Origin of the sequence: Mesorhizobium sp. M0208 (assembly GCF_040322015.1) — a bacterium.
In the GTDB taxonomy this organism is placed as follows: domain Bacteria; phylum Pseudomonadota; class Alphaproteobacteria; order Rhizobiales; family Rhizobiaceae; genus Mesorhizobium.
Map to the genome: position 1 here is coordinate 12,402 of NZ_JAMYSP010000030.1, position 23,292 is coordinate 35,693.

14 protein-coding genes and 7 pseudogenes are annotated in these 23,292 nt (G+C 57.8%); 11 read left to right on the forward strand and 10 right to left on the reverse strand.

What is annotated here, in order from left to right; translation table 11 throughout:
- Positions 1-440 precede the first annotated feature (440 nt).
- Both NKJ17_RS24720 and NKJ17_RS24725 read left to right on the forward strand, forming a co-directional pair.
- Positions 441-612, forward strand: a pseudogene (locus tag NKJ17_RS24720) (IS6 family transposase); the annotation flags it as partial.
- An 84-nt stretch (positions 613-696) separates the two neighbouring features.
- Complete coding sequence (locus NKJ17_RS24725) at positions 697-2,616, forward strand: potassium transporter Kup (RefSeq protein WP_352690409.1); 1,920 nt, start codon at positions 697-699, stop codon at positions 2,614-2,616.
- Positions 2,617-2,817: 201 nt separating this feature from the next.
- Here NKJ17_RS24725 and NKJ17_RS24730 read toward each other — a convergent pair whose 3' ends face one another.
- On the reverse strand, positions 2,818-3,195 hold the full coding sequence (locus tag NKJ17_RS24730; RefSeq protein ID WP_352451800.1) for a flagellar export protein FliJ: 378 nt from the start codon (positions 3,193-3,195) through the stop codon (positions 2,818-2,820).
- A 299-nt stretch (positions 3,196-3,494) separates the two neighbouring features.
- Between NKJ17_RS24730 and NKJ17_RS24735 the strand changes: the two genes are divergently transcribed.
- Both NKJ17_RS24735 and NKJ17_RS24740 read left to right on the forward strand, forming a co-directional pair.
- Complete coding sequence (locus NKJ17_RS24735; RefSeq protein ID WP_352690411.1) at positions 3,495-4,199, forward strand: IS6 family transposase; 705 nt, start codon at positions 3,495-3,497, stop codon at positions 4,197-4,199.
- A 224-nt stretch (positions 4,200-4,423) separates the two neighbouring features.
- Positions 4,424-4,574: pseudogene (locus NKJ17_RS24740) on the forward strand (IS6 family transposase); the annotation flags it as partial.
- A 23-nt stretch (positions 4,575-4,597) separates the two neighbouring features.
- On the opposite strand, the gene NKJ17_RS24745 reads toward NKJ17_RS24740, so the two are convergent.
- Positions 4,598-5,784, reverse strand: a protein-coding gene (locus tag NKJ17_RS24745; RefSeq protein ID WP_352690413.1) for an IS3 family transposase whose coding sequence is annotated in 2 segments (ribosomal slippage) — positions 4,598-5,532 and positions 5,532-5,784 — 1,188 coding nt in all. Because the reading frame shifts where the segments join, the coding sequence is not laid out codon by codon here.
- 53 nt (positions 5,785-5,837) lie between these two features.
- On the opposite strand from NKJ17_RS24745, the pseudogene NKJ17_RS24750 reads away from it, so the two are divergent.
- The 3 genes and pseudogenes from NKJ17_RS24750 to NKJ17_RS24760 form a co-directional block, all read left to right on the forward strand.
- Positions 5,838-6,209: pseudogene (locus NKJ17_RS24750) on the forward strand (DDE-type integrase/transposase/recombinase); the annotation flags it as partial.
- A 468-nt stretch (positions 6,210-6,677) separates the two neighbouring features.
- The gene (locus tag NKJ17_RS24755) at positions 6,678-7,355 is read left to right on the forward strand and encodes a 2OG-Fe dioxygenase family protein (protein WP_352690414.1); all 678 of its coding nucleotides are present in this window, start codon (positions 6,678-6,680) and stop codon (positions 7,353-7,355) included.
- 1,094 nt (positions 7,356-8,449) lie between these two features.
- Positions 8,450-8,644: pseudogene (locus NKJ17_RS24760) on the forward strand (integrase core domain-containing protein); the annotation flags it as partial.
- 558 nt (positions 8,645-9,202) lie between these two features.
- Here NKJ17_RS24760 and NKJ17_RS24765 read toward each other — a convergent pair.
- From NKJ17_RS24765 to NKJ17_RS24785, 5 genes and pseudogenes are all read right to left on the reverse strand, one after another.
- Positions 9,203-10,161: pseudogene (locus tag NKJ17_RS24765) on the reverse strand (IS110 family RNA-guided transposase); the annotation flags it as partial.
- 90 nt (positions 10,162-10,251) lie between these two features.
- Positions 10,252-10,526 (reverse strand): annotated as a pseudogene (locus NKJ17_RS24770) (transposase); the annotation flags it as partial.
- A 726-nt stretch (positions 10,527-11,252) separates the two neighbouring features.
- Complete coding sequence (locus NKJ17_RS24775) at positions 11,253-11,429, reverse strand: hypothetical protein (protein ID WP_352690416.1); 177 nt, start codon at positions 11,427-11,429, stop codon at positions 11,253-11,255.
- A gap of 64 nt (positions 11,430-11,493) precedes the next feature.
- The gene (locus NKJ17_RS24780) at positions 11,494-12,354 is read right to left on the reverse strand and encodes a matrixin family metalloprotease (RefSeq protein ID WP_352690418.1); all 861 of its coding nucleotides are present in this window, start codon (positions 12,352-12,354) and stop codon (positions 11,494-11,496) included.
- Positions 12,355-12,441: 87 nt separating this feature from the next.
- Positions 12,442-13,962: a hypothetical protein gene (locus tag NKJ17_RS24785; RefSeq protein ID WP_352690421.1), complete on the reverse strand. Its 1,521-nt coding sequence runs from the start codon at positions 13,960-13,962 to the stop codon at positions 12,442-12,444.
- A gap of 956 nt (positions 13,963-14,918) precedes the next feature.
- On the opposite strand from NKJ17_RS24785, the gene NKJ17_RS24790 reads away from it, so the two are divergent.
- Positions 14,919-16,868, forward strand: a complete 1,950-nt coding sequence (locus tag NKJ17_RS24790; protein ID WP_352690424.1) for a C1 family peptidase — start codon at positions 14,919-14,921, stop codon at positions 16,866-16,868.
- Between the two features lie 218 nt (positions 16,869-17,086).
- On the opposite strand, the gene NKJ17_RS24795 is transcribed toward NKJ17_RS24790, so the two are convergent.
- The gene (locus tag NKJ17_RS24795) at positions 17,087-17,407 is read right to left on the reverse strand and encodes a hypothetical protein (protein WP_352642569.1); all 321 of its coding nucleotides are present in this window, start codon (positions 17,405-17,407) and stop codon (positions 17,087-17,089) included.
- Positions 17,408-17,554: 147 nt separating this feature from the next.
- On the opposite strand from NKJ17_RS24795, the gene NKJ17_RS24800 reads away from it, so the two are divergent.
- Together NKJ17_RS24800 and NKJ17_RS24805 are read left to right on the forward strand one after the other, a co-directional pair.
- A complete protein-coding gene (locus NKJ17_RS24800; RefSeq protein WP_352690428.1) occupies positions 17,555-20,119 on the forward strand; it encodes a caspase family protein in 2,565 nt (854 codons plus the stop codon).
- 626 nt (positions 20,120-20,745) lie between these two features.
- Positions 20,746-21,001, forward strand: a pseudogene (locus NKJ17_RS24805) (HU family DNA-binding protein).
- 16 nt (positions 21,002-21,017) lie between these two features.
- On the opposite strand, the gene NKJ17_RS24810 reads toward NKJ17_RS24805, so the two are convergent.
- Entirely contained in the window at positions 21,018-21,257 is a 240-nt protein-coding gene (locus NKJ17_RS24810) for a hypothetical protein (protein WP_352690512.1), read from the reverse strand.
- On the opposite strand from NKJ17_RS24810, the gene NKJ17_RS24815 reads away from it, so the two are divergent.
- Positions 21,153-21,467, forward strand: coding sequence for a WGR domain-containing protein (locus tag NKJ17_RS24815; protein ID WP_352690508.1), 315 nt, complete (start codon positions 21,153-21,155; stop codon positions 21,465-21,467). The two genes, NKJ17_RS24810 and NKJ17_RS24815, sit on opposite strands and share 105 nt — an antisense overlap.
- Positions 21,468-21,841: 374 nt before the next feature.
- Here the strand turns inward: NKJ17_RS24815 and NKJ17_RS24820 are convergent, their stop codons facing one another.
- Positions 21,842-23,170: a hypothetical protein gene (locus NKJ17_RS24820; protein ID WP_352690431.1), complete on the reverse strand. Its 1,329-nt coding sequence runs from the start codon at positions 23,168-23,170 to the stop codon at positions 21,842-21,844.
- Positions 23,171-23,292 lie beyond the last annotated feature (122 nt).

A 23,292-nucleotide genomic window follows, 5' to 3' on the forward strand; every position in this document is an offset into this window, starting at 1 on the left:
GGGGTCCTCTCATGAACAAAGCCGCCTGACGGCGGCTTGTTTCAAGGCATGATCGAAACGCGCCGCTCCTTATGGAAGCGTCGCATAATAGATTGCAGCGATGAGCGCGGACTTGATCATGTGCCGATGCATAAAGGACTTTATCCGCACCTGCAAGCAATCTGAAATGGCTACTTCGGGGAGCTGCCGAGCCTCTGTCGCGACGATTTGCAACTGACTTTTGCACCTCGCAGAACTCAACTTTTGCGACAACATTTCCTGCTTCCCGCTTTCCTTCTGATGTCGAGCCCAGACGCGCTTCACCTGCGCTTCGCTGCAGCAGCCGGTCAGCTTTGCCGTCCTGCTGATACGGTTGCCGCCAGACCGGAAGACAATAATGCGTTCGTGTGTCACCAGTCAGCTTGGTCCGGCATATTTCCCGGTTCCGTCGCAAACTCCAGCTGAGGTCGGGCAGGTTGAGCGTCACGCGCCATCGTTTCCTGCCGCAGATCATCGCCCATGCGGTCTGGCTCTCCTTCAGGTTCCCCTTGAGCCTGTGTCTGGTCGAGGAAATGGCGCTGGAGCGGGATCGTGGTTTGGTATGAGACAATCCGCCGGGGCAACAAATGCGGTCCGCATACGGAGCCATTACGTCGCGGCACTTGATATTGCAGTGCAGCAAGCGTAGAGCACCGCGCGCTTATCGGAGTGTCGTCCATGGCCCTTACCAGTGCTGGTAACGAGGCAGAACCTGTCGAACAATCGAGCCATTCTGAGGTCGAGCAGCACAGCACCAAGGTGCTGATGCTGGGCGCGCTCGGCGTGGTTTACGGCGATATTGGCACCAGCCCGATCTATGCTTTCCGCGAGGCATTGGTGGCATCGTCGGGGGGCGAAGTCGCCAACCGTGGCGACATCCTCGGCGTGTTGTCGCTGATCATCTGGTCGCTGACGATCATCGTCACCATCAAATATATCATGTTCGTGCTCAGGGCCGACAATCGCGGCGAGGGCGGTGTGCTGTCGCTGATGGCGCTGGCGCGCAACAGTTTCCCGACCCGCTCGGCGGTGATCCTCGGCATCGGCATCGTCGGTGCCTCGCTTTTTTTTGGTGACGCAGTCATCACGCCGGCGATCTCGGTGCTGTCGGCGGTCGAAGGCATGAACGTCGTCACGCCGACCTTCCAGCCCTATGTGGTGCCGCTGACGCTGGTCATCCTGGCGATTCTGTTTTCGGCACAGCGGTTTGGAACCGGCGGCGTCGCCCTGATCTTCGGCCCGATCACGGCAGTCTGGTTCCTGGCCATCGGCCTTTCCGGTCTCAACCACATCATCGCCGATCCGGAAATCCTGCTGGCAGTCAGCCCGCACTACATCGTCGCGTTCCTGATCAATTCACCCGACGTCGCCTTCGTGACGATCGGCGCCATCTTCCTCGCCGTCACCGGCGCCGAGGCGCTTTATGCCGATCTCGGCCACTTCGGCCGTAAGCCCATCGTGCTCGCCTGGCTGGCCATCGTGTTCCCTTGCCTGCTGCTGAACTATGCCGGGCAGGGCGCATTCGTGCTGGCGAAAAACGGAGTGGTCGGTCATCCCTTCTTCGAGATGAACGAAGGCTGGACGCTTATTCCGATGGTCGTTCTCGCCACCGCTGCGACCGTCATCGCCAGCCAGGCGGTGATCTCCGGCGCTTTTTCGCTGACCAGGCAGGCGGTGCAGCTCAACATGCTGCCGCGCCTGGAAATCCTGCATACGTCGGAAAGACAGTCCGGCCAGATCTACATGCCGCGCGTCAACATGCTGCTGGCGCTGGTGGTGATGCTGCTGGTGGTCGGCTTTGGCGAATCCAGCAAGCTTGCCTCAGCCTACGGCATTTCGGTGACCGGCAACATGCTGGTGACGACGGTGCTGCTCTACGTGATCATGAGCCGCATCTGGAAATGGCAGCTCTGGCTGGCCATCTCCCTGACAGTGGTATTCGCGTTCATCGACATCGGCTTCTTTGCCTCGAACATCGTCAAAGTGTTCGAAGGTGGCTGGGCTTCGCTGGCGGTGGCCTTCACCATTGTGCTGGCGATGTGGACCTGGATCCGCGGCACCCGCTATTTGTTCGACAAGACGCGCCGGAACGAGATTCCGCTGGATTTCCTTGCCGGCAATCTGCTGAAGAAGAAGCCGCATCTGGTGTCGGGCACCGCGGTGTTCCTGACCAGCGATCCGCTGAGCGCGCCGACCGCGCTGATGCACAGCCTCAAGCACTACAAGGTGCTGCACGAACAGAACGTCATCCTTTCGGTGGTGACGGCGCCGCAGCCTGTCGTGCCCGACAGCGAGCGCGTCAAGATGGAGACCGTCAACGAGCTGTTCATGCGCGTGACGCTGACCTTCGGCTATATGGAGCAGCCCAACATCCCGCGCGCGCTGGCCATCTGCCGCAAGCAGGGCTGGAAGTTCGACATCATGACAACGTCGTTCTTCCTGTCGCGGCGCTCGCTCAAAGCCTCGCCCAATTCCGGCATGCCGGCCTGGCAGGACAAGCTGTTCATCGGGCTGGCGCGCACGGCGGCAGATGCGACGGAATATTTCCAGATCCCGACCGGACGCGTCGTCGAGATCGGGACGCAGGTGACGATTTAGGGCATGCCGCGGTTGAGAAAGAATCGGTGCTGTCACATTGATTGAGCGGTAAAGAAATTGAGGTAGCAGCGCGCCCGGCACTGTAAAGTTTCAGCGGCTTGATGCAGCGATAGCTGGCCGGGACGGCTGTCACGCTGCGGCGACACACGCGCCAACGGCCAGTCGGGTGTCGCGAATTGAGGCGCGCTGAAGCCGTCCGGCTCAGCCGATCATGGCGCTTCGGTTGCCGGGTTCGAGGTCGTGGCCTCTGCCGCTGCGCGATTCTAGCATTTGCGCCTTGGAGAGCTCTGCTTCAGCCTCGGCGAGGCATGGCTCGGCTGTGGTTCTCTGCCGCAGAAGGTCCGATTGCGAATTCTTGAGGTTGTCACGACGTAGGCGGGCGGCCTTGGCGAACGTCGGATAAGCGAAATGATTGATATCGGAGATGCCGGCCTTCGTTTCCTCGGCGTTTATCTGGAAGTCCAGTTCTCGCGCCATGCGTTCGAAATCGGCAATCATCATGTCTAGCTGCTGCAACTGTCGCCGCTTCTCATTCACCTGAAATTGCTTCAGTCGGACCAGATTACCTCGTGGCTTCATGACTCGGTACTCCGGTACACATTTCGTCCAATCAAACCGCTCTCTCCCAGCCCCTTAACGTTAGGCCTACAGCGACTCTCACGGTTTCTGCTGCGAGAGGAAACATATTTTCCAAAATCTTTGGCCGATGGCTATGAGTTCAATGGCATCGACAAGCATGCGAGCGAGGGACTTAAGGGGCGGTAAAAAAAGGCGGAATAGGGCGATTTCACATTGTCTGCATATGAACGCGTTGAGACCTGCGGCGGGCTTGTCACACAAACCAATCGTCAAGATTTGCGACATAGACGCCGGGGGGCATGAATACGCCCGCCGTCAGCTACACGCCCCCCCGATTTCCGCCGCCTATTATTGCCCACGCGGTCTGGCTTTATTTCCGGTTTCCGCTGAGCCTGCGCCTGGTTGAGGAAATGCTGCTGGAACGCGGCATCGTGGTTTCGTATGAGACAATTCGCCGGTGGGGCATCAAGTTCGGGCCGGACTACGCTCGCTGCTTGCGCCGCAAGCCGCCGTGCCGGAATGATGTCTGGTACCTGAACGAAGTGGTCGTCACCATCGCCGGCAAAAAGCTTTGGTTGTGGCGCGCCGTCGACCAGGATGGATATGTGCTGGACGAAATCGTGCAAAACCGCCGCAACACCAAAGCCGCTAAGCGCTTGCTAACGCGGCTGTTGAAGAAGCAGGGGCTCGCGCCGAAGCGCATGATCACCGACAAGCTGCGCTCGTATGGAGCGGCAAAGCGACAGGTGATGCCGGACGTCGAGCACCGGTCGCACAAGGGGTTGAACAACAGAGCGGAGAATTCCCATGTGCCGCCGCGAAAACGGGAGCGGATGATGCAGGGGGTCCGATCGCTGGGAGGCCTGCAACGCTTCGTCTCGACCTTGTCAGCCCTCCGCAACCTCTTCGTCCCGCCCCGCCCCAAACGTTCTGCTCTCGCCATACATGTTCATCGCCTGCAAGCCATCGCCGAATCGAAGGCCGTGACTGGAACGCCCGCATGAATTCTGCAGCAGCAGCCCTCGGCCGGCCAATTTCAGACAACGTGACAAGCCCGGCCAACAAGCCTATGTCGTCAAATCGCCAAAACCGACGCAAATTGTCGGACTCCGTGGGAGGCCGCTGAGCCTCATCCGCTTCGATGAGAGCGGCGTCGGCGGGTTCTGTCGCAAAGTTTTCGGAAAGGTCATTTGCTGCATGACGCTTGCTCTTTTTTCTGGGTTTTGTCATGTTCAAAGGCCGCCATTTTCGATCGATCCGTGATCCTACTGTGCGTTCGCTGGTATCTTGCCTACAATCGCAGCCTGCGCGATCTGGAAGAGATGATGGCCGAGCGCGGCATTCACGTCGACCATTTCACTGTCCACCGCTGGGTCGTGCATTTTGACCTGCCACTGAATTTTCATCCGGCTGCAGTTAGAGCCTCGGCGGGTTTTACGCCGTATGGCGCGGGTTGAGCAACGGGTGATCGGCGGAGCTGGTCGGGGTTGCGCAGCCGATCGTCCGTTGCGGTGAGATTGGCGGCATAGGCCGCACGCGTGATGTATCCGAGCGCCGAATGTGGGCGCGATCGGTTGTAGTCGTCTGCCCATTCGGCGATGGTTGTTCGGGCATGGTCGAGGCCGAAGAACAGGGTTTCGTTCAGCAACTCGTCCCGCATCCGCCCGTTGAAGCTTTCGCAGAAGCCGTTCTGCATCGGCTTGCCTGGCGCGATGTAGTGCCATTCGATCCCGTGATCCTTCGACCATGCGAGGATGGCGTTCGAGGTGAACTCGGTGCCATGGTCGGAGACGATCATGCGCGGCTTGCCGCGGTGAGCGATCAGTTCCGTCAGTTCACGGGCAACCCGACGGCCGGAGATTGAGGTGTCCGGGATCGCGGCCAAACATTCGCGCGTCACGTCGTCGACGATGTTGAGCACGCGGAAGCGCCGGCCGCAGGCGAACTGGTCATGCACGAAATCCAGCGACCAGCGCGCATTCGGCTTTGCCTCGACTAGGATCGGCGCCCGCGTGCCGACGGCTCGTCGTCGCGCCCGACGCTTGCGTACCGTCAGTCCTTCCTCGCGGTAAAGACGATAGATACGGTTGATCCCCGATGTCTCGCCCTGGCGCCTGAGCAGAATGAACAGCCGTCGATAGCCAAAGCGTCGGCGCTCGTTGGCGAGGTCACGCAGCCGACCACGCAGCTCCGTCTCTGGCGCTCGGCGAGACTGGTAGCGGATCATCCTACGATCGGCGTCGACAAAGGAACAGGCCCGACGCTCCGATAGGCCCATGACGGCCTGCAGATGCGCGACGGCTTCGCGCTTGGCGGCGGGCCCTACCATTTTTTTGACAGAAGCTCGCGCAGTGCCGAGGCTTCGAGCATCTGGTCGGCGAGCAGCTTCTTCAGCTTGGCGTTCTCGTCTTCCAAGGCCTTCAGCCGCTTGGCGTCAGAGACGTCCATCCCGCCATACTTGGCCTTCCAGTTATACAGCGTCGCCTCCGAGACCCCGTGCTTGCGGGCCAGATCGCCCGCCTTCGCACCCGCCTCATGCTCGCGCAGAACCGCGATGATCTGCTCTTCCGTAAACCGCTTTCTCTTCATCAGTCCGTCCTTCAATCAAGGCTCGGACTCTAATCTCAGATGGAGGAAATTCTCAGTGGCAGGTCAATTTCTCGCTTGAGCTGCTGGACCGATTCAACCGGCGCAAGTGGAGCGTCACTGGAAAATGGCACATGGACGAAACCTACATCAAGGTTCGAGGCCAATGGATGTATCTCTATCGTGCTATCGACAGCCTCGACGATACGGTCGAATTCTTTTTCAGCGAGAACCGACCTACCGGCGGCCAAAAGCTTCTTACGGAAGGCCCTGCAGCGTCATGGCAGGCCGGAACGTATCGCCATCGACGGCAGCCAGACCAATCACGAGGCATCCGATCTTGCGATCTTGAAAATCGCCTGCGGCATCGATCGCGACGAGCACTGAAGTCGATCAGAATCCGCAAGAGCCAGTATTTCAACAACCAGGCTCGAACACATCTCAACCGGTGAAAAGGTTCTCGAAGTCCGCGAGGCCCCCGCGGCGGCCATCATCATCGACGCGCTGCGGCACCTCGAAACCGCTTCCCTTGGCGTCGGATCAATCGTGTTGAAGCAAGGGCTTGAGCAAGCCTGGTCCTGGAGGCGGTTTCAGGTGCATGGGGCAGTACTATTCACAAGATGTGCGAACGGGCCAAAGCGTCCGCACTCGAGGGCGTCAGCGGGAGCGTCAGCTACATAGTCGATAACACGCGCTTTTTACCTCGGTCCATCATAGCCAGCACGCCGAAATACATTACGGGCCGCCACCTTTGGGGACACCAACCCGCGAGCCACCAAGCGTCCTCTAAAACTTCCCCCTCGCCAAATTACCAAGACGGGAGGCACCCATGAAAAAGGTCGCACCCCAGGCGCTATGCAGCCTCAGTCAAGAATGCACTGATCATCTGGTGACGAATGGATGGTGGTTTTCGAGAGGTGAGCGCACCGAAGGCCCGCTTCGGCATCGAAATTGATGCTGGCTGGAAGAACTTTGCTGACCACTGGAATCGACTGCTTCTCGATGAATACATGCGTGACGGCGGGACCTATCGCTACGGGCGCTATGGTGCGTTCGAATATGACGCAGTGGAGGGAATTTTTCGGCTCCTGCCGCATGCCCCTTACGAGCAATCGAAAGCCATCAACCACTTGAATGGCGGCTTCAAGCGCTACTTTGAGCCCTTTGAACAATCCTTTATAGATCATCCGGTCTTAAACAAGATTCTGACAGGTTTCTGCAGAATTCTATGTGAAACCGCTAGACATGATCGTTGGAATATTAGGCTCCATCCCTATCGGATTGTTGCACGGGACGGTGTAAACGGCAAATCAGCACCGGAGGGCCTTCATCAGGACGGAGTGGATTTCATCGTTTCTTACATGATCGGGCGGGTTAACGTGACCGGCGGTATGAGCACGATTACTGATGCCTCGCAGCGGTTCCTCGGCGATGTCGAAATGAACCTTCCAAATGATTTCGTGATTTGCAACGATCGCAAGACGTTTCATGATGTATCACCGATCGTGACCGAAAATCCGAAAATGCCGTTCTCATATCGTGACGTCCTTGTCATCGCCTTCGAGAAACTATGAATCAAGTCTTGATCCCAAGCACGTTGCGACCAATAGCGAGATCGCTGTCCATACCTGTGGGAATGCTTGAGGCAGGGTCGGACATATCAAACGCCGCCTGATCAGTCGGATAATCTGCAAACGGGTGGAAGACCGCTCTTGTGATGTGTAGTTTGGGACTATATTCGAGGCTTGATTCCGTTGGACGCGAGTGCCTTCCGGCGCAGTACCGCCAAGAGAATTCGTCCACTGTCCGAGTCACCACACGGGCTCGCCGAACAGGAACTTGGAACGCTTCTTCATGCTGTCTTAGGTGATATAGCCGCCCGGAGTGCTGCGACATGTGCACGATAGCATCAGCTCGCGACGAAGGATTGCTAACGGCGAACTCATGCCGGTCGGCGAGGCGATACTGGCTGGAGCATCAACTCGGCCGACGAGAGTGGCCCACCATCCTAGGCAGGATCGGCCGACATGGCCGGCATCGCGCGCCGCTCTGAAAAGAGCACAGCGGGCATCCAGACGCTGCCGGGTTGACTATGGGTGTCCGAACCGCGAAAAGGGGCCGCTCTTCATGAGTGGCGTGCGCCGGCAGTCTAACCCCAAGCCCCCCGCCCAGGCTGCCGGCGCGCTTCTAGCTTTCAAATACTTGATGCATTTGCGCTTTGCGTACCTCCGTGCATGTTGCTCGATGCCAGGCGGAGGCCTCTGTATCGCGCATCGATGCAACGCCCAGGCGTTGATCCCCATCATCGCGGCGATCGCTTTGCCGCGATCGCCGCAGCCGTTTTCGAGCACGACAATCATGCCAGGCGGTGTCGGCAGCGATGCGCATGCAAAAATTCACAGATGCATGCTAGACTTAGACTAGCGCATCCTCGCCATCGCGCTCGGCTATGAAGCCGCCTTCTTAGCTACGTCGCAAAGGTTATCCGGCCAAGGCCGGTTCAATGGAATGAAATGAGGCCTTTTGGGTCCTGAACTTTCAACTTCCAGACTGCCCTTTTATGCGACTTTTGAGGCACGAAGCGTGAACATTGGCGCATAGAAGTCTGGTTTCTCACCGCCTTGAACTTCGCGCCAGAAGGGATCATTCGGCTGCGGTCCAGAGGCTTGGCAAGGCACGCTTCATCCAGACGAGCCTGCGTGAATGGGCTTACGCCCGAGCCTACAACACTTCTCATGAACGCGCCGCCGAACTGCCATGGTGGATTCATCGCTACAATTGGCACAGGCCACATGGCAGCTTACAATCAAAACCATTCATCAGCCGCGTCGGCTTCGATCGGGACAACCTGCTGAGGCTCCACAGGCTAGCTAAGAATGAAAGCAGTCTTCACCTCGCCCCGGCCGATCAGCTTGGAGCAACGGCGATAGTCCGAAGAGGAGAGCAGAGTTCCTGCGCCAACCCGATCCGTGCCATTCCGTTCTGATCCGCTGGACGCATAGCGCTCACCAGACTGTCCGAACTGTGCTGAGATATATTCTTGGGGTCGATGCCTCCCTCGACTAGTCGCGGTAGGCGACGATCTCATTTTCCGTATGTACCAAGGTAGGGAAGTTTTCGGCAGGGAAGTAAACTAGCAGGCCTCTCTGATTGGGGTCGTTGAGGTCAAGCTCCTCCTGATATTTTTCCGAACCATATCGCCCCGCGGGTCACTCGCTTCTCTTCGCGGTCGACGTTAGGCCGCCGCATGATGGGGTCAGTAGAGCGAGGCGTCTCAATCTGTTGAACGACCTTGGGAAAGTTCGTCCCAGGATCGTGCCTGCTAACGAGATCACCTTGCTCATCGTCCCCACGGGAACGATCCGGATCACGCCCTTTCGGGCGGAATCAACTCCTCCTTCGTTGGTCCGTTATCCTCATTTCATGCTGATACGCGGCCGGGTGCCTTGCCGAAGCGGAATTCTGTTGCATCACTCCACATGCGATGCAGAATGGCAGCGAGCTTGCGGGCAACAGCAACTCGGGCTCGAGCCATACCGCGCCGTTTGGCGACGTTCATGCCCCACGCTCTGAGGCTCGACCATTTCTTGCTCAGCACGAGCAGCGAATGAGCGCCTCATAGAGGGCCGTGCGGGCGAGTTCGTCACCGCATCGGCTCACCTTACCCTGAATGTCCGTTTCGCCAGATTGGTAGCGTGCCGGGGTCAGACCCAGATGCGCGCCGACATCCCTCGAGCGACGAAAGCGGTCCGGCTGATCGATCGTGGCACGAAAGGCGAGCGCGGTGATGAGTCCCACACCTGGAACGCTCATGAGTCGCCGGCAGACTTGCTCCTGGCGGGCGATAATGAGGACCTGCTTCGTCAGTCGCCCGAACTCGCGCAGCATGGTGGCCAGGATCACCAGCAGTGGCTCGACCAGAGGCATGACAACCGTATCTGCGCCAATCAGTTCGCGCACGCGATGGGCGAAAGCTGCGCGGCCTGGAATGCCGAGCTTGATGCCGGCCTCCCGCAGAATCGCCCTGACGACATTTTCGATCGTCCGCATTTCATTGAGGACCGTGCGTCGCGCAACGAGGAGGGATCGCCAGAGCCGACACTGCTGGCTCTTCACATGCACCTGTCGATACCAGCCGGTGCGCATGATCTGTGCCAGCGCGCGGGCGTCATTCCGATCCGTCTTGTTTGGCATCGTCTTCATCGCCGCATTGGCCTGCCGGGTCTCGATGCAGATGGCCGGCAGGCCATCGGCGCACATCCCGTCGTGAAGCCAGGCCGTCAGCGAACACGCTTCGAGCCCGATGCGCTCCAGCGGCAGCTCGATTTTCCGCAAGGCTTCATAAAGCGCCCTCGGCTCACTCGCCGCCCGCCCTTCCTTCGAAATCGAGGAAGTCGTTATCCCAAACTTCCATCTCGACGATGCGCCAGCGGCCGGCAAAGGCCTTGGCGAAGCTGGGAACCTTGGCCATCAGCCGGTCTCCGCCATGAGCTTTGGCAGTCGCACCAGATTGTAGGCAGCGGCTGCGAAGGTGAGGGCCCATCCGACGCGGTCGCGACCGCGGAACCTGATCTGGTGCTGGCCGGCCACGACCTTGATCCAACCGAATGCCTCTTCGATGCGACGCGCTGGCTGACGGCATAGCCGCCATGCCGCGTCGTGCGCCCGTCGATCGCGGAACTGCGGACGCCCATATTCTGCGCCACGTGCGGCGTCACCCTTATCGAGCGCAGCTCATTGACGAAGAGATTTGCACCCTCGGAACAAACGTCCGAGCCACTTAAGGCGAGGAGGTCGCGTCGACCTTAATCAAGACGCTTCGGTGCGAGTGGATCCACGGCTTCATCGCCGACTTCTTCAACACTATCGATCTGAATCAGATTTTTCGCCTGGGCCCCCAGCCAGACTCTCACAGACGGAACTGTGCATGGCGGAAATGAGAGGCGAATCAATCGGATTGCCGGTGTCGGGATCGAGCCCATGCGCGCGTCCTTATATAGACTCGTCAGCAAGACGAAGTCATGCGCAGCTGGCTCAAGCGATTGCTGTCCGTCCGAAAAATTCGGGCAATGATCTATCCCCTGCAATAAGCACGATACGAAGAGGTTGGGCCGCAGGGTCGAATGTCGCGCGCAGGAGCTTCCTCAGAAAACTGGACAGTTGCCCGCAGTATCATGGTGCCTCGCCCATCTCTCCCTGATCTTTTAGCAAGCGTTCCCAGAAGAATCGCGCTTGATAAGCAGTTACAGCAAGCGTCGTTACACCGAGGAACGTCAAGTCGTCCTTCCCGCTAATCAGTTTAAGAATTAGAATCAGGGTTAGCGGGGCGCAGCAAAGCGGAGGCAGGAAACTCGCAACGGTAAATCTTGCGGTGCCACCGCCTTTAAAATAGACGCTCCCCAGATACCGCTCCTATGGTCCCAATCAGAACAGCTACCAGATTGATGACATCGCTGGTCACACCGATAGCTTCATTCGAGGGAAGCGCGAAGGGACTGACGAAAGCGCCACCAGGGAGGTAACATATTTCCGAGAAATAAGATCACCGCTCCGACTGTGACGGCCTTTTGCAAGACCTTCATCGGTGAGAGCGTTAAAATCACAACCGCCAAAGCGACCGATGCGACAAAGACGACGAGCGAAATCATATTACTGCTCCTATCCACCTAAGGCCGCAGGTTCTCGAAATGATAGAAGTTGGCCGTATCAATCTCAGGGCGACAAAAGCTGCTGTACCCTGGCTAAGGTTTGCGCAGGTTCCATGGCCGAGATGATTTCTGTCGGCTCGCCACTCGTGTGGAACGGCGTCATAAATTTGATCGGGGTTCCGTTGATTTCTGTTAACTGGCCGCTCCAAGCCAGTGAATAGAGCTTCTTCAGGTCGGCAGTGTCGTCTGCGGTCAACTTACTGTCCGCGCCGTAGTTCATGATGCTGAACTTCTTATGCGTCCCAAAAATGATGGAGGGCCAAGCGGTCTCACTGACCTGCGCGAAAAAATGCCTAAGTCCAAAAATGTGACCGATTTCGTGAACTAAGGTCTCAATCTGCTCTGTCGGGTCTTGTTCGAATATCTTGGGATAGATAGTCACGACGTGCCGCCCGCCGTCGGGGAAGAACGCGCTGGCCAGTACGCAACCGTTGACGTCGCAGTCGTCGCTGTGTTTCACCACAATCTCGAAATCCCAGGCGTCGTCTCGCTGCGCGAACTTGATTGGCACTGCATCGCCCCAACCAAGAATGGCCTTCGCGAACAAATCCTCAACTTGAGCCTTGACTTTGGCGGGATCTGCAAACGATTGCACGGAGCTCTCACGGAACTTCCAGCGCAGCGTTGTTCCTTTTGCCCACAAAGGAATAAAGCCTTCTGAGGCGTCGACGACGATTTCTAACGGGGATTTGCCCTTTGGGGTCTTGTGCCCGCGTTCTTCGGTGTCGCAGCGGACACCCTCGCGGATGACGTGGACAAGGGGCTTGGTATTGCGCTCGGCGGCTTTATCGTCCCGGAGTTCCGGCGAAACGCTGGCTTTGGTGGACTTCGCGGGCGATAGTGTCTTTTCTTTTGTCCGTGCCATATGAAAGTTTCTCCCCATCCGTGATGAAACGCATTCGGCGATCTTGGTCTGCCGGGTTCCCGACTTGCAGCGCCCCGCTAAACCCTTTTACGCTGGGACATTCTTAAACCAGCTTGCCCGCGTCCCGGGCAAAGCCTGCCCGTGGTCTTCCATTGCTGAAGGCGCAGCGTCCGGTTCGGGGCCGTAAATAATCCTTAAGGCCGCTTGCATCGTCGGCACATCCAAGACCCGTCCCGAGTGACCAGGATGATTGTGCCCAGCGTGATGGGTTGGGGATGATGACGCACGCGCTCCCTCCCACGGCTCGTCGTTCTTCACCCAAGTCCCGTCGACCGCGAACCATTCCACACCGTCAAGGGTCATTGGCTTGACCACTCCAGGTCGCACAGCTTCGTGGGCGCGATACCAGTCGTTGATGCGGTCATCGACCCACCCGTGCAGCCGCCAAAAAATCGGATTAATATGCGATGAAAAAGTCTCGCCTAGATAGTCGTACTCGGGATCCAGCCATTTTTCATCGAAGTCCAGTGCGTCGCGGCCGTTGGGAAGCGGCAAACCGCGCCTGGCCACATCACCGGTAGGGTCGCGGGTCACCGAGGTCCACCGCATATGCATCCAATTGTGGATGGTGAACTCAATCCGTGAACCAAGCTCGCCGAGCGACAGGGAGGCGAGGTAGTCCGCGGAGGTATAAAGCGCCTCCCATGCCTGGAATCGGCCATAAAGCGTTGAGGTTTTCCTCAATTCGAACAGCCAATTCGTCGTGTCAGGGTCACCCGGCACGACCCACGCTGGCGGCAGGGAGTATCCGTCGAGATTGCCAATCTGCGACGCCTTCGTTTCGGGCGCAAACGACGAGGGGAACTGCTGCTGCGGCAGACGTCGCCAGGTCCCGACAGAGGGATCCATAGCTCGAACCTCCTTCACCATGCGCCGGTGCATGTAGAAAAAATCTTCGCCCGAACCGTTGGCAAGTCGATCGGCCGCCAGACTTGCTCGCTCTTTGGTTTTTGGGCCAGGCTGCCAACCGGTTGCGCGCAGAGCCTCCTTCTTGGGGTCGCTCAGGTTGTCCCATGTGTCGCGCGAGGCGTGCCAAAGCGCATGATGGTAGCGATGCTCTGCCGAGCTCATCATGTCGATGATGCTTTTCGCTAGGGGTATCGTTTTGCGTGGTTCAAGGAAATCCGACTTGACCGCGACAAAAGAGAACACTGAACCCGCCGGCGCTCCATTATGGGCCACGGTGCGCGTCACGGTCCCTACGATCGTTGGGCGATTGCGCGGTGCGTCCGGCCACTCGGGGGATAGGTAGCCCCGGTAGTCGTAGATCCAGCCGTCATACTCGGATTGAGGCTTGCCCTTGGCACGCCAGCTGATCACCGCAGGGTTGCCAGGTATAACGGTGCCTTCAACGAGTAAGTAGGGTTCGGTACCTACACAAAGATCTGGGCGCTCCCCCAATAAACCATAGATGTGCCCGTCCTCGCTAACTTCGAGGGATAGTTCGGCTTCCCAGACTGTCAGTTTGCCAAAATCGCCAACATTCCCCGGCACATTTAGAAAGCTACGGTACGTCCAGATGCCAGGGATATCTAGATTGATACCCATCGACGCCCCCCACCCATTCATTTCCGCTTCCTTATATTAGCAATAAAGCTTGGCGAGTCGACTCCTATTTGTCGTAATGTCGAAGTTGGCGGGTGCACCTTGAACAAATCAGCGCACTAGATTCAGTTAAGACCCCATATGAATTTGCGAATGAGCGTCATCGAGGGTTTTCTCTGAAATCGACATGTATGATGAGCGAGCTCCAAACGTCCGGGAGTAGCGCGAGAACAGCTGAAGCCGGCGTGTCTGCAAACGCTCAGGCGGGTGGAGGCCGTCTCGGATTCGGAAGCGGCTGTTGTGTTGCGGTCCTTGCCGACGACGACTGTCATACCACCGTCTTCATGTTGTCATAGATGGCTTGGGTCTTGATTTTCATTGGGACTCGTTCTTTAGTTATGTTCGAGGGCTACGTTTTCTGCAGAATAAACTGCGTTCAGACCTTGCGTTTGGCGTGAGTATTGTGGCGGACCGCAAGGCTTACGGGGTCGAGCATTTATGCGCGATCGTATGCCAGGAGATGCTTAGCTGGATTGACGAGATGTCGGTCCACGAGATCGTCTAACGTTAATGTTTTTTTCACGCAGGCGGCGATTACTGCGGCGCACCGCGGACCGCCTTCCCAAGAAACACCCAAGCATTCGGACCTGATTCACTGCGATGCCTATCGAAGAAGCGAATAAAAACGCGTAGGCTTCAGCGTCATTCGGATCGTCCGCGGGGTCTACAACGGCTACAGAAGGTTTAAGTACGACTTGCAAGGAGTGAAGCCAGACGAGCAGTTCTCTCGGGACCGCCAGCGGTGCGACTTTGATATCTGCCTCCAAAAATTCTACCCCCTACAACGGGAGTGGCCCTCGGGCGCAGATCTATGTGGAAAATGTCAATGCATTCACCGAATATTGCGCAGCCGACCGGCGACCGACGCACACTTACGTTCCGGGATCATGGGTGGGGAAATGGCAAGGGCTGCAGCTACAAAGAGAACCTTCGACGCACTGCCTGACACGATTGACTTCCGAGATGCAATCTTTACGCCGACACTTATCCGTGTCGCACCCGAAAGTGATATCAGCGCCTATTATGGCCTTGGCATACCCGTCCTGGATCAGGGCCGAGAAGGCGCATGCACCGGCTTCGGTTTGGCGACGGTCGCAAACTATCTCCTGAGGGTCCGAGAAAGGAATCCGGCGGCCGACGAAGTAAGTGCCTGGATGCTTTACGCGATGGCCAAGCGTTATGATGAGTGGCCCGGGCAAAATTACGAGGGATCCAGTGCGAGGGGAGCCATGAAGGGATGGTTCAAGCACGGTCTTTGCGCTTATGCGCTCTGGAAGGAACGCGATCCCGATCCCACTGTTGAGGAAAAGCGGTCGGCGGACGCGCTTGCTCGTCCGCTCGGCGCTTATTTTCGCGTGAATCACAAAGACCTCGTCGGCATGCACGCGGCGATTAACGAAACCGGCATTTTGTATGCCACGGCGCGCGTTCACGACGGATGGCAGTCGGTCAAGCCGGAACAGGAGAATATTGAATATCGTCCCGGGCAGATTGGCGGGCACGCCTTTGCGATCGTAGGTTACAATCGCCGAGGCTTCTGGGTTCAAAACAGCTGGGGGGAAAAGTGGGGCGCAAAAGGGCTGGCAAACCTGTCCTACACGGACTGGCTCGCGAACGGCACAGACGTATGGGTCGCGTCACTCGGCGCACCCGTCGACCTGACCTCGTCGCTTGCTACCGCAAACATGAGAGCGGACGCTCCGCGCAGCTACCAAAGCCAGGTTTATGCAGACCTTCGTCCATACATCATCACATCAAAGAACAATGGTGTCTTGGACGACAAGGGCACCTATGGCTTAACCCCTGCTGGGTTGAAAACTCTGATAACTGAGCGGATGCCGCGCGCCATGTCTTCATGGCAAACTAGGCGTGTGCTGCTCTATGCTCACGGCGGTTTGGTCGGTCAGGACGCTGCGGTGCAAACGGTTTCAAGCAATCTCGCGCCGTTGCTTCAATCGCAGGTCTATCCTCTCTCATTCATCTGGCGCTCGGACGTTTGGACGACTTTGTCAAACATATTGAGGGACGCAATTGGGCGTCGGCGGGACGAAGGCCTCCTGGACAAAGCCAAAGATTTCATGCTCGACAGGCTAGACGACACTCTGGAGGTCGGCGCGCGAAACCTCGGAGGTAAAGCGCTGTGGGACGAGATGAAAGAAAACGCGCGGATGGCGACGGAAGAGAAACTTGGCTCGGCGAACTTGGTAACCGACCATCTCATCAAGCTCCACAAGGACGGTGAGATTGATGAGGTCCATCTCGTCGGACATAGCGCCGGATCGATATTTCATGCCCCGGTCGTTTCGAAATTCGCCAAGGCCAAAGTCCCCTTAAAAACTGTCAGTCTTTGGGCGCCTGCGTGCACAGTCGCGCTCTTCAATGAGACCTATTTGCCAGCGCTCAAGAAGGGAATGATCGAGAAATTCGATCTTTATACGCTTGACGACCCAACGGAGCAGGACGACGATTGCGCCGGCATCTATCATAAGTCGCTGCTTTATCTTGTCAGCAACGCGTTTGAAACAACACCTCACATCCCTGCTCTAAAGGACGGAGTCCCTATCCTCGGCATGGAAAGATTTGCCAAAGATGCGCTGGGGACGCTATTCGACGGAACAACCAAGCAGTGGAATTTAGCTCCGGGTCAAGCCTCTAAAGCAAGGCACCACGGCGATTTCGATAACGACGAAGGGACATTACTGTCAACGCTGCATCGAGTGCTCGATGGTTCCGTAACCAAGATAGCCAAGGATCTCGCGAAGCGTAGGCCGACTGGCTCCAACATACAAAAGCGAGAATTCAGGCAGTCCCTCGACCAAAAGCTCGGCCAGCCTTCCGCAGCGAAGTGAAACCCATGCTTCCTAAGTCCCGGTGGGCCAGTCCGTCTACGCTGATACGCCTGGATATGTTACGGAGTTCAGAGCTCACGGAGCTTACTCTCCACGAACCGCAACACTTGGTGGCCACCTGCCTGCGGCTTCCCGCTCGCTGTGATCGTCGACTATGGATCGGCAAGAAGCGGGGGGCCGCCTCGGCTTACATTGAGCTTTGCCGCTAGGCGGGTCTTTCAACCGCGAAAGAAATCCATCAGATTGGCCCGTGGTGAGCGCGCGGTCTCCGCGCCGGCAGCGCCAGAGATTACTTTCTGTAGTATGAGAGGGGTCAAGAGTCCAATTTGGAATGCCGTCAATGCCTGCGCTTGGCTTCCAAAATTCAACCAAGTAAAAGCACCCGAGACAAATATCATCAGCGCTGTGATAATCCAGTACGGTGCACTTTTTAGATACTCTGGAAACCGTGGATTTGTCTTCAGGCCATACCAATGAACAAGCTCGGCGACGAAGCCCCCAAAAAGGCCAACCAGGAAAACGCTCAGCGCAGTGGTCAACGCTACTCCGCCACTCATGTCCAATCCTCCAGTTCGACTGCCAACCAGTCCAGATATGTTTGTAGTATAGCTGCCGATCGCTTTTCCAGTCCCATCTACATGAGTTCGCGGTCTCGGCTGCGTTATTCTGTGGAGGGAGCCTTTTCCTTGGCCAATGCAATTGCCGTTCTCTCTTCCAGCGATCCGCCCACCGGTCTCCATGATGAGGATCTTACGCGCAAGTCGCTGGAGACCATGTTTCGAGACATAGGGTCCAGGGAGGGGCAGCAAGCATGCGAACTCATTCTGGTGCTCTCGGGTCATGGTGACCAGACTGGGGAAGAGACTTGGTTCTGTACCTATGACGCTCGTCCTGATGGGATTGACCTGGCGGGCAGCGATCTTGCCGATCTGGTCATGCTTGCCAGACCGGCCAAGGTATCGGCGGTACTTGACTTCTGCCATGCCGGCGGCGTCGCGCAAGATTTTCAGGCGTCCTTGTCAAAACAAATTGGCCACGAAAATGTCCTGATCCTTGCTGGCGCATCCACGCGGCAACTGGCCTACGAGCACCCTGCCCTTGGCAGGGGTTTGTTCACGATCGCGCTGCACGAGGCACTCGTCGACAAGAGACTGTTCGCGCTCGCCGGACTGCGCAAATCCACAATAGCAACGCCGTTTGACGTATCGCTATCGAGTGACCTGTCGCGGCTTTTTGTGTTCGCAAGGGAGCGCACCGAACAGCTCGCCTATCTATTTGCGGGCGGTCGCATGCAGACGCCGGAGCTGCATGGCGCTGGCCATCTTGAGCTTTCCTGGTCTGATGCAACAATCGGTCCTCCTTCTGCACCGGAACCGCGACGAGCGCTGGCCGGCAGAATCAGACGTGTGTTTGGCTGGGGTGTAACGATCGCCGCTACAATCGGCCTGTTGCTTTACTTCCTGCAGTACCACATCGCTGTTCAGCCGAACGGCTGGATCGAGTTGCGGCCCGGCCCGGCCTGGATGTCCTCGTTGCTTCCCGTTGCGGTAGGATCGGGTGTCCAGTTGGCAGTCGCAGTCGACGATCTTGAGCCCGCTTCGCCTCGCTGGGACGAGGAGCGGATCAACGCCCGAACCGCCCTGATGCGCGGCGGCATAGGCGGGCTGGTCAATCACCCGGTAGGTGATCAAGAAAACTGGGAGTTTCGGCTGACATCCGAATTATCCAAGGAAGCTGCCCGCCGAATGGATTTCGTCTCGTCACGCATTGACATGACCAGTATCTGCGAGGCGACAAACATTCGGCGCGATCGAATCCGCGAATATCAGTTTGCACTCGAAGCTGCGTTGCTCGATCGGGCACGGTCCTGCCCCCCTACTTATTTTCTTTTGAATGGCCCCGAGATCGTCGACCTCTACGCCGTCGAAGACGTGCAGACGATCGCCGACTACGGGCTTTCGGGGCTTTCCGACCAGGCAATACGGACTTATTTGGCGGGCCTTGCCTTGGCCTATCGTGAGCTCGGGGATGAGGACACGAGGCGACGCTCACTGGAAGCGGCAGTATTGTTGATCTCCGTTCGCGCTGAACGCGGAGCGGTCAAATCGGCGGATTGGCTTGCCTTATTGCGATTCGTCGAGGAGATAGCACGAAGCCCCAAGCTTGCCGTCGCACCTAACACCGCAGTGTTTCCGCGTCTGGCCAAGTGCGGAATGAGTTGGTGTGAACTGTCGATGAAAATTGTCGAATATTTTGCCGCGGGCCCGGAAGCCTCCGGCATGGGCAGCGCGGCAGGCTTGATGATGTGGCTGATGGCGAAAGACTCTGAGAGACAGGCGGCGGAAGGGGACGCCACTCGTTCATGGTCGCTCCCGCCCCTCCTGTTGCTTGCTCGCCGCGGCGAACTCGACGAACGAGACCTCGACCTGATCATTCGGCGTTTTGGCTTGTTCGTCCTTAATGACGAGATGTTCTATCCAGACGCCATCTGGTTGCCGAGATTTGCGCGCGTGGTTCCCCTCAGCAAAGAGTGGACCACTGCGCTGTGGAACTGTGCGCTTGACACAACAGGCAAAGACCCGCGCTGCCTCCCTCTCGATTCTGGTTTAGCTGCACGCGTGCTTGCCGCGCAGGGTCGCTTCCTCAGCACCGCGGCATTGGCCCGACTGGTCTCGCGACTCGACGATAGCATCAAGGATGAGCGCGATATCGCGGCGTATGCATCCGAAATGATCGACCTTGCATGCTGGGCGCCCATGCCCGATCGCTGGGTCTCAGGTCTGGAAAGAGGCGTCGCCTACGACGTACAGATAGCGCCGCCGCGCGCTGCCGATCCACTGACAGGCGTACAAATCATCGAAGTCACCGACGTCTCCGTAGCGCAGGCGCTGTCCGCGTCGCTGAAGAGCGATCACGGCAGCACGTCGGCGACAATCGACCTGCTCAAAAGGTACGCGTCCAACCACTTTTCCTATGCGGGCCTTGACATCGTCTATCGCGCGCTGGCGCACAAGCTGCGACAGATGGACGATCCAACCGGCCTTGACCTCGCGCGTTCGCTCCAGGACTCGAAATCGGATACACAGGCACGGGCAGTTCTCCTACGCGCCCTGTCGATCGCAACGAAGCTCGACGGGCTAAAAGACGCTCGTATCGTGGAGGGTCCCGGTTTCTGGCGTCTCGATGCGGTCCTGGCAGCGCGCAAGCAGCTTGGCGATTACCAGTTTGAACTGGATCATTTCTGCGAATAGTGGCCTGCTGCCGGTTTCTCGGACACGCTGTTAAATTAAGCTAGCATGGCTTTCTCCTCGAACTGCGATGGGCTCAGATAGCCTCGAGCGGCGTAGCCGAAGATTTTAAAAGAGTCGCGGACGGCCACGTTGAGGCGGCTCTGGCCTTTATCCGGCATCTCGAGAATGGAGCGCGTGGGTGCGGATCACCCACGTCGGTCCAGACGAGATATTCCATCGCTATCGGACACCCAAATGGGCTTCCTACCACGAGTGGCTCAGGAGCATCGAAACGCATTACCTGTCCCGCGGGCCTCAGACGGCGTTGGAGGAATACAAGGCAGGCCGCTAGCATTAGCCCGCTCGCGACCCTTGCCGCCCACAAGATCACGCTTTCCGAGATCGCCGTTTTTTCGGAGGGATTCGACCCGCCTGCGATGATCGACTCGCTGGATCCAGCTGAGATCGAACTCTGATTTGCCGATAGCGCATTTCGTAGCCATCGGCTGACGAATGCAATCTCGATTCTCGTATTGAAATCGACGATGGCGATGAAGCAGATTGTCGGTATCGTCAGCTTGACAATAGTGTTCTAGGTTCGCCGCCCATCAACAGAGAAGGTCGAACCTAACACGGCAACAAATGAAATCGCCGACAAGATCGCCGCCGAGCAGAACCTGACCAAGGCGCAGGCCAAGGCGGTCGTCGAAAGGGTGTTCAATGAGATTTCAGAGACGTTCGGGTGCGGAGACCAGCATTGCTGGCTTCGGCAAGTTCAAGGTGAAGGACACGCCGGCGCGCGAGGGCCGTAATCCTTCGACCGGCACCATGATCAAGATTGCGGCCTCCAAGAAGCTCTCCTTTACACCGGCGAAGGCGGTTAAGGATGCGCTGAACGGCTGACGTTCGCGCCGACACATCACAGAAATGAATCGATCCGGGTCCGGTGATTCAAACCAATCATTGGACGCCGGATTCCGGCTGCGCGATTCTGCTTGCCATGATCGCGCAGCAGTATCGCCTCTATATCGAACGCCGTGACGTGGGCCGGAACATGCCCCGCTTCTACGCGCTGTCGATCGAGGAAACGCTGTTCGGCCACGCCTGCCTGGTTCGCCGATGGGGGCGGATCGGAACGACCGGCCGCACCGTCCAGCATTCGTGTTCGACGATGAGCGGGAGGCCCTCGAGCTGTTTCTCGAGCTGTTGCACGGCAAGCGGCTGCGCGGCTAAGGGACTGTCCAAACCCGCCTTTCGGGATCCCAGGACGCAAACGGCACTTCGCGCATTACTTTTACCACCGAGCGAGAATATGGTGTTTGCACCTCCAGCCGATCCTGTTGGACGAGCAGGTACTTGGAAACGATAGGATCGAAGGCGTAGGCGTCGCGTCCTCTGCTGTCAGCATGCACGCTCGATCCGGCGAGTTCTTGCTCCATCCAACGATTGAAGCGCCGAGCCGCGATCTTTCCCGGGACAAACCAGGCCTTGAGTTCATAGCTCCAGCGAGCACGGGGAAAACTCTTCCGGAAGCGTTCGACGGTGGTCCGATCATAGGGGAACGACGCCGGTGCGCCCGTCGGGACATCGTCATTCGAACTTGATCCATCCGTTCTCTTCACAATCATGGCGCCGCCGCCTCACGGCGTCTCTGGCAGGAGAGCGCTTAGCAAGGGCGCAAGTGCCCTTGGCGTCGATGTCGGCGAGAAGTCCCATCTTGTAGGGGCCAAACGGACCTTTGGCTTAGTTCGCGAGGGCCTGGTCGACCAACCGTTCAAACCGTTTGATGTCGTCCGGCCCGATGGAAACGCCATGCCGCAGGGGCAGCATCAAGAGGCGCCCGTCTTTGAATGCCTCGCGGTTCGCCCTGGTGATGTTTTCCTGCACAAAGGTCGGATAGTCCCAGAATGCGCGAGAACATATCAGGATTTTCACGTCGGTGTTTGCCAGGCTTGCGAACAGCTCGTTGAAATCTACGCGGCGTTCCTCCAGCACATCATCATCGACCCCGTCCTCGTCCTGAAAACAGGAGTAGTGGATGACAAGGAGTCTTGGCTCAGTCCCGGTCCAAATCGACGAATTCGGCGTGTCAGTGCTCCAGTCCTGCGGCAGCCGCAGAGAAACGCGCATGCTGATGCTGTTGTCATAGAGCAACTTTGCCAGCTTATCGAAAAGCAATTTGCCATAGCGATCAACTTCGCAATTGGCGACGACCACGTCGCCGGAGGTGATTTTCTCCTCAGGATCGTCAAAGAGCTCCTGATACCACCGGACGGCCAACCCATATGGCTGCGCTTCGAAATTAGCGGGCTTCACGATGCCGAAATGGTCTAGTTGCGCAAGTCCGGTGACACCGGTCGTGCAAAGCGTTGATGCGCTGGCCGGCGTGACCACTGTGACGCCTGTCCTCACCTCCCACCATAGGAATGGGACGGTCACGCCAACGGTCTCATAGCCGCACTCTGTTGGGATGCGGGCCACCATTCCCTCATCGATCCACTCGTCGCGCAGCGTGTCGAGAAAGGAATCCGGATCGTCGCTCTCGCCCAATTGCCAAAGGGTTTTGCTCGCGAATATGCCGCTTCCCAAGTTTGCTATGCCAGCGCCGTTCATAGGCGTCCCCATGAGCAGGAGTCCCTTGATGTCGGTTGTCCGAGGTGATGCCCCCGCCTTCCTTCCGGCTTTCGACCAGAAGGTATCTAAGCAGGACACGCCACCCAGGCTATGCGCGACAAAGAGCACGCTCGTGTACGGCTTGAGCGTGTCGTTCAGGTCAGTGGCGAGCTTGTGAGCGATATCCGTGATGCGCGGGCTGTCCCCGCCGAAATCCGTCACGATTGGATAAACCAGAATGTCGGCACGGTCGAAGACGTTGTCCTCATCATCGCGCGTGAGGCTGGGCCAGAAGGCGCCGGTGATCGTATTTTTGAACGTGCCCTCGATGTCTGAGTTGATCCCGTTCACGAAGACGATCAGGCGACCGGAGGGAATGGGCGCTGGGTCGATCTCAGCGCTGAACACGTTCGTCTGGAACATCAGAAACAGGCAGACAACACTTAGCGCGCGATACATTGTGGCCCCTAGTCAATTTGTCATGGAAACTGCATAAGATTGAAGCCAACGGATTGTGGTTGCGCAAGCTATGCTTGCCGCCGCTTTGCCGCAAGACGTTCCGACTTGTGCGTAGGTGCTAG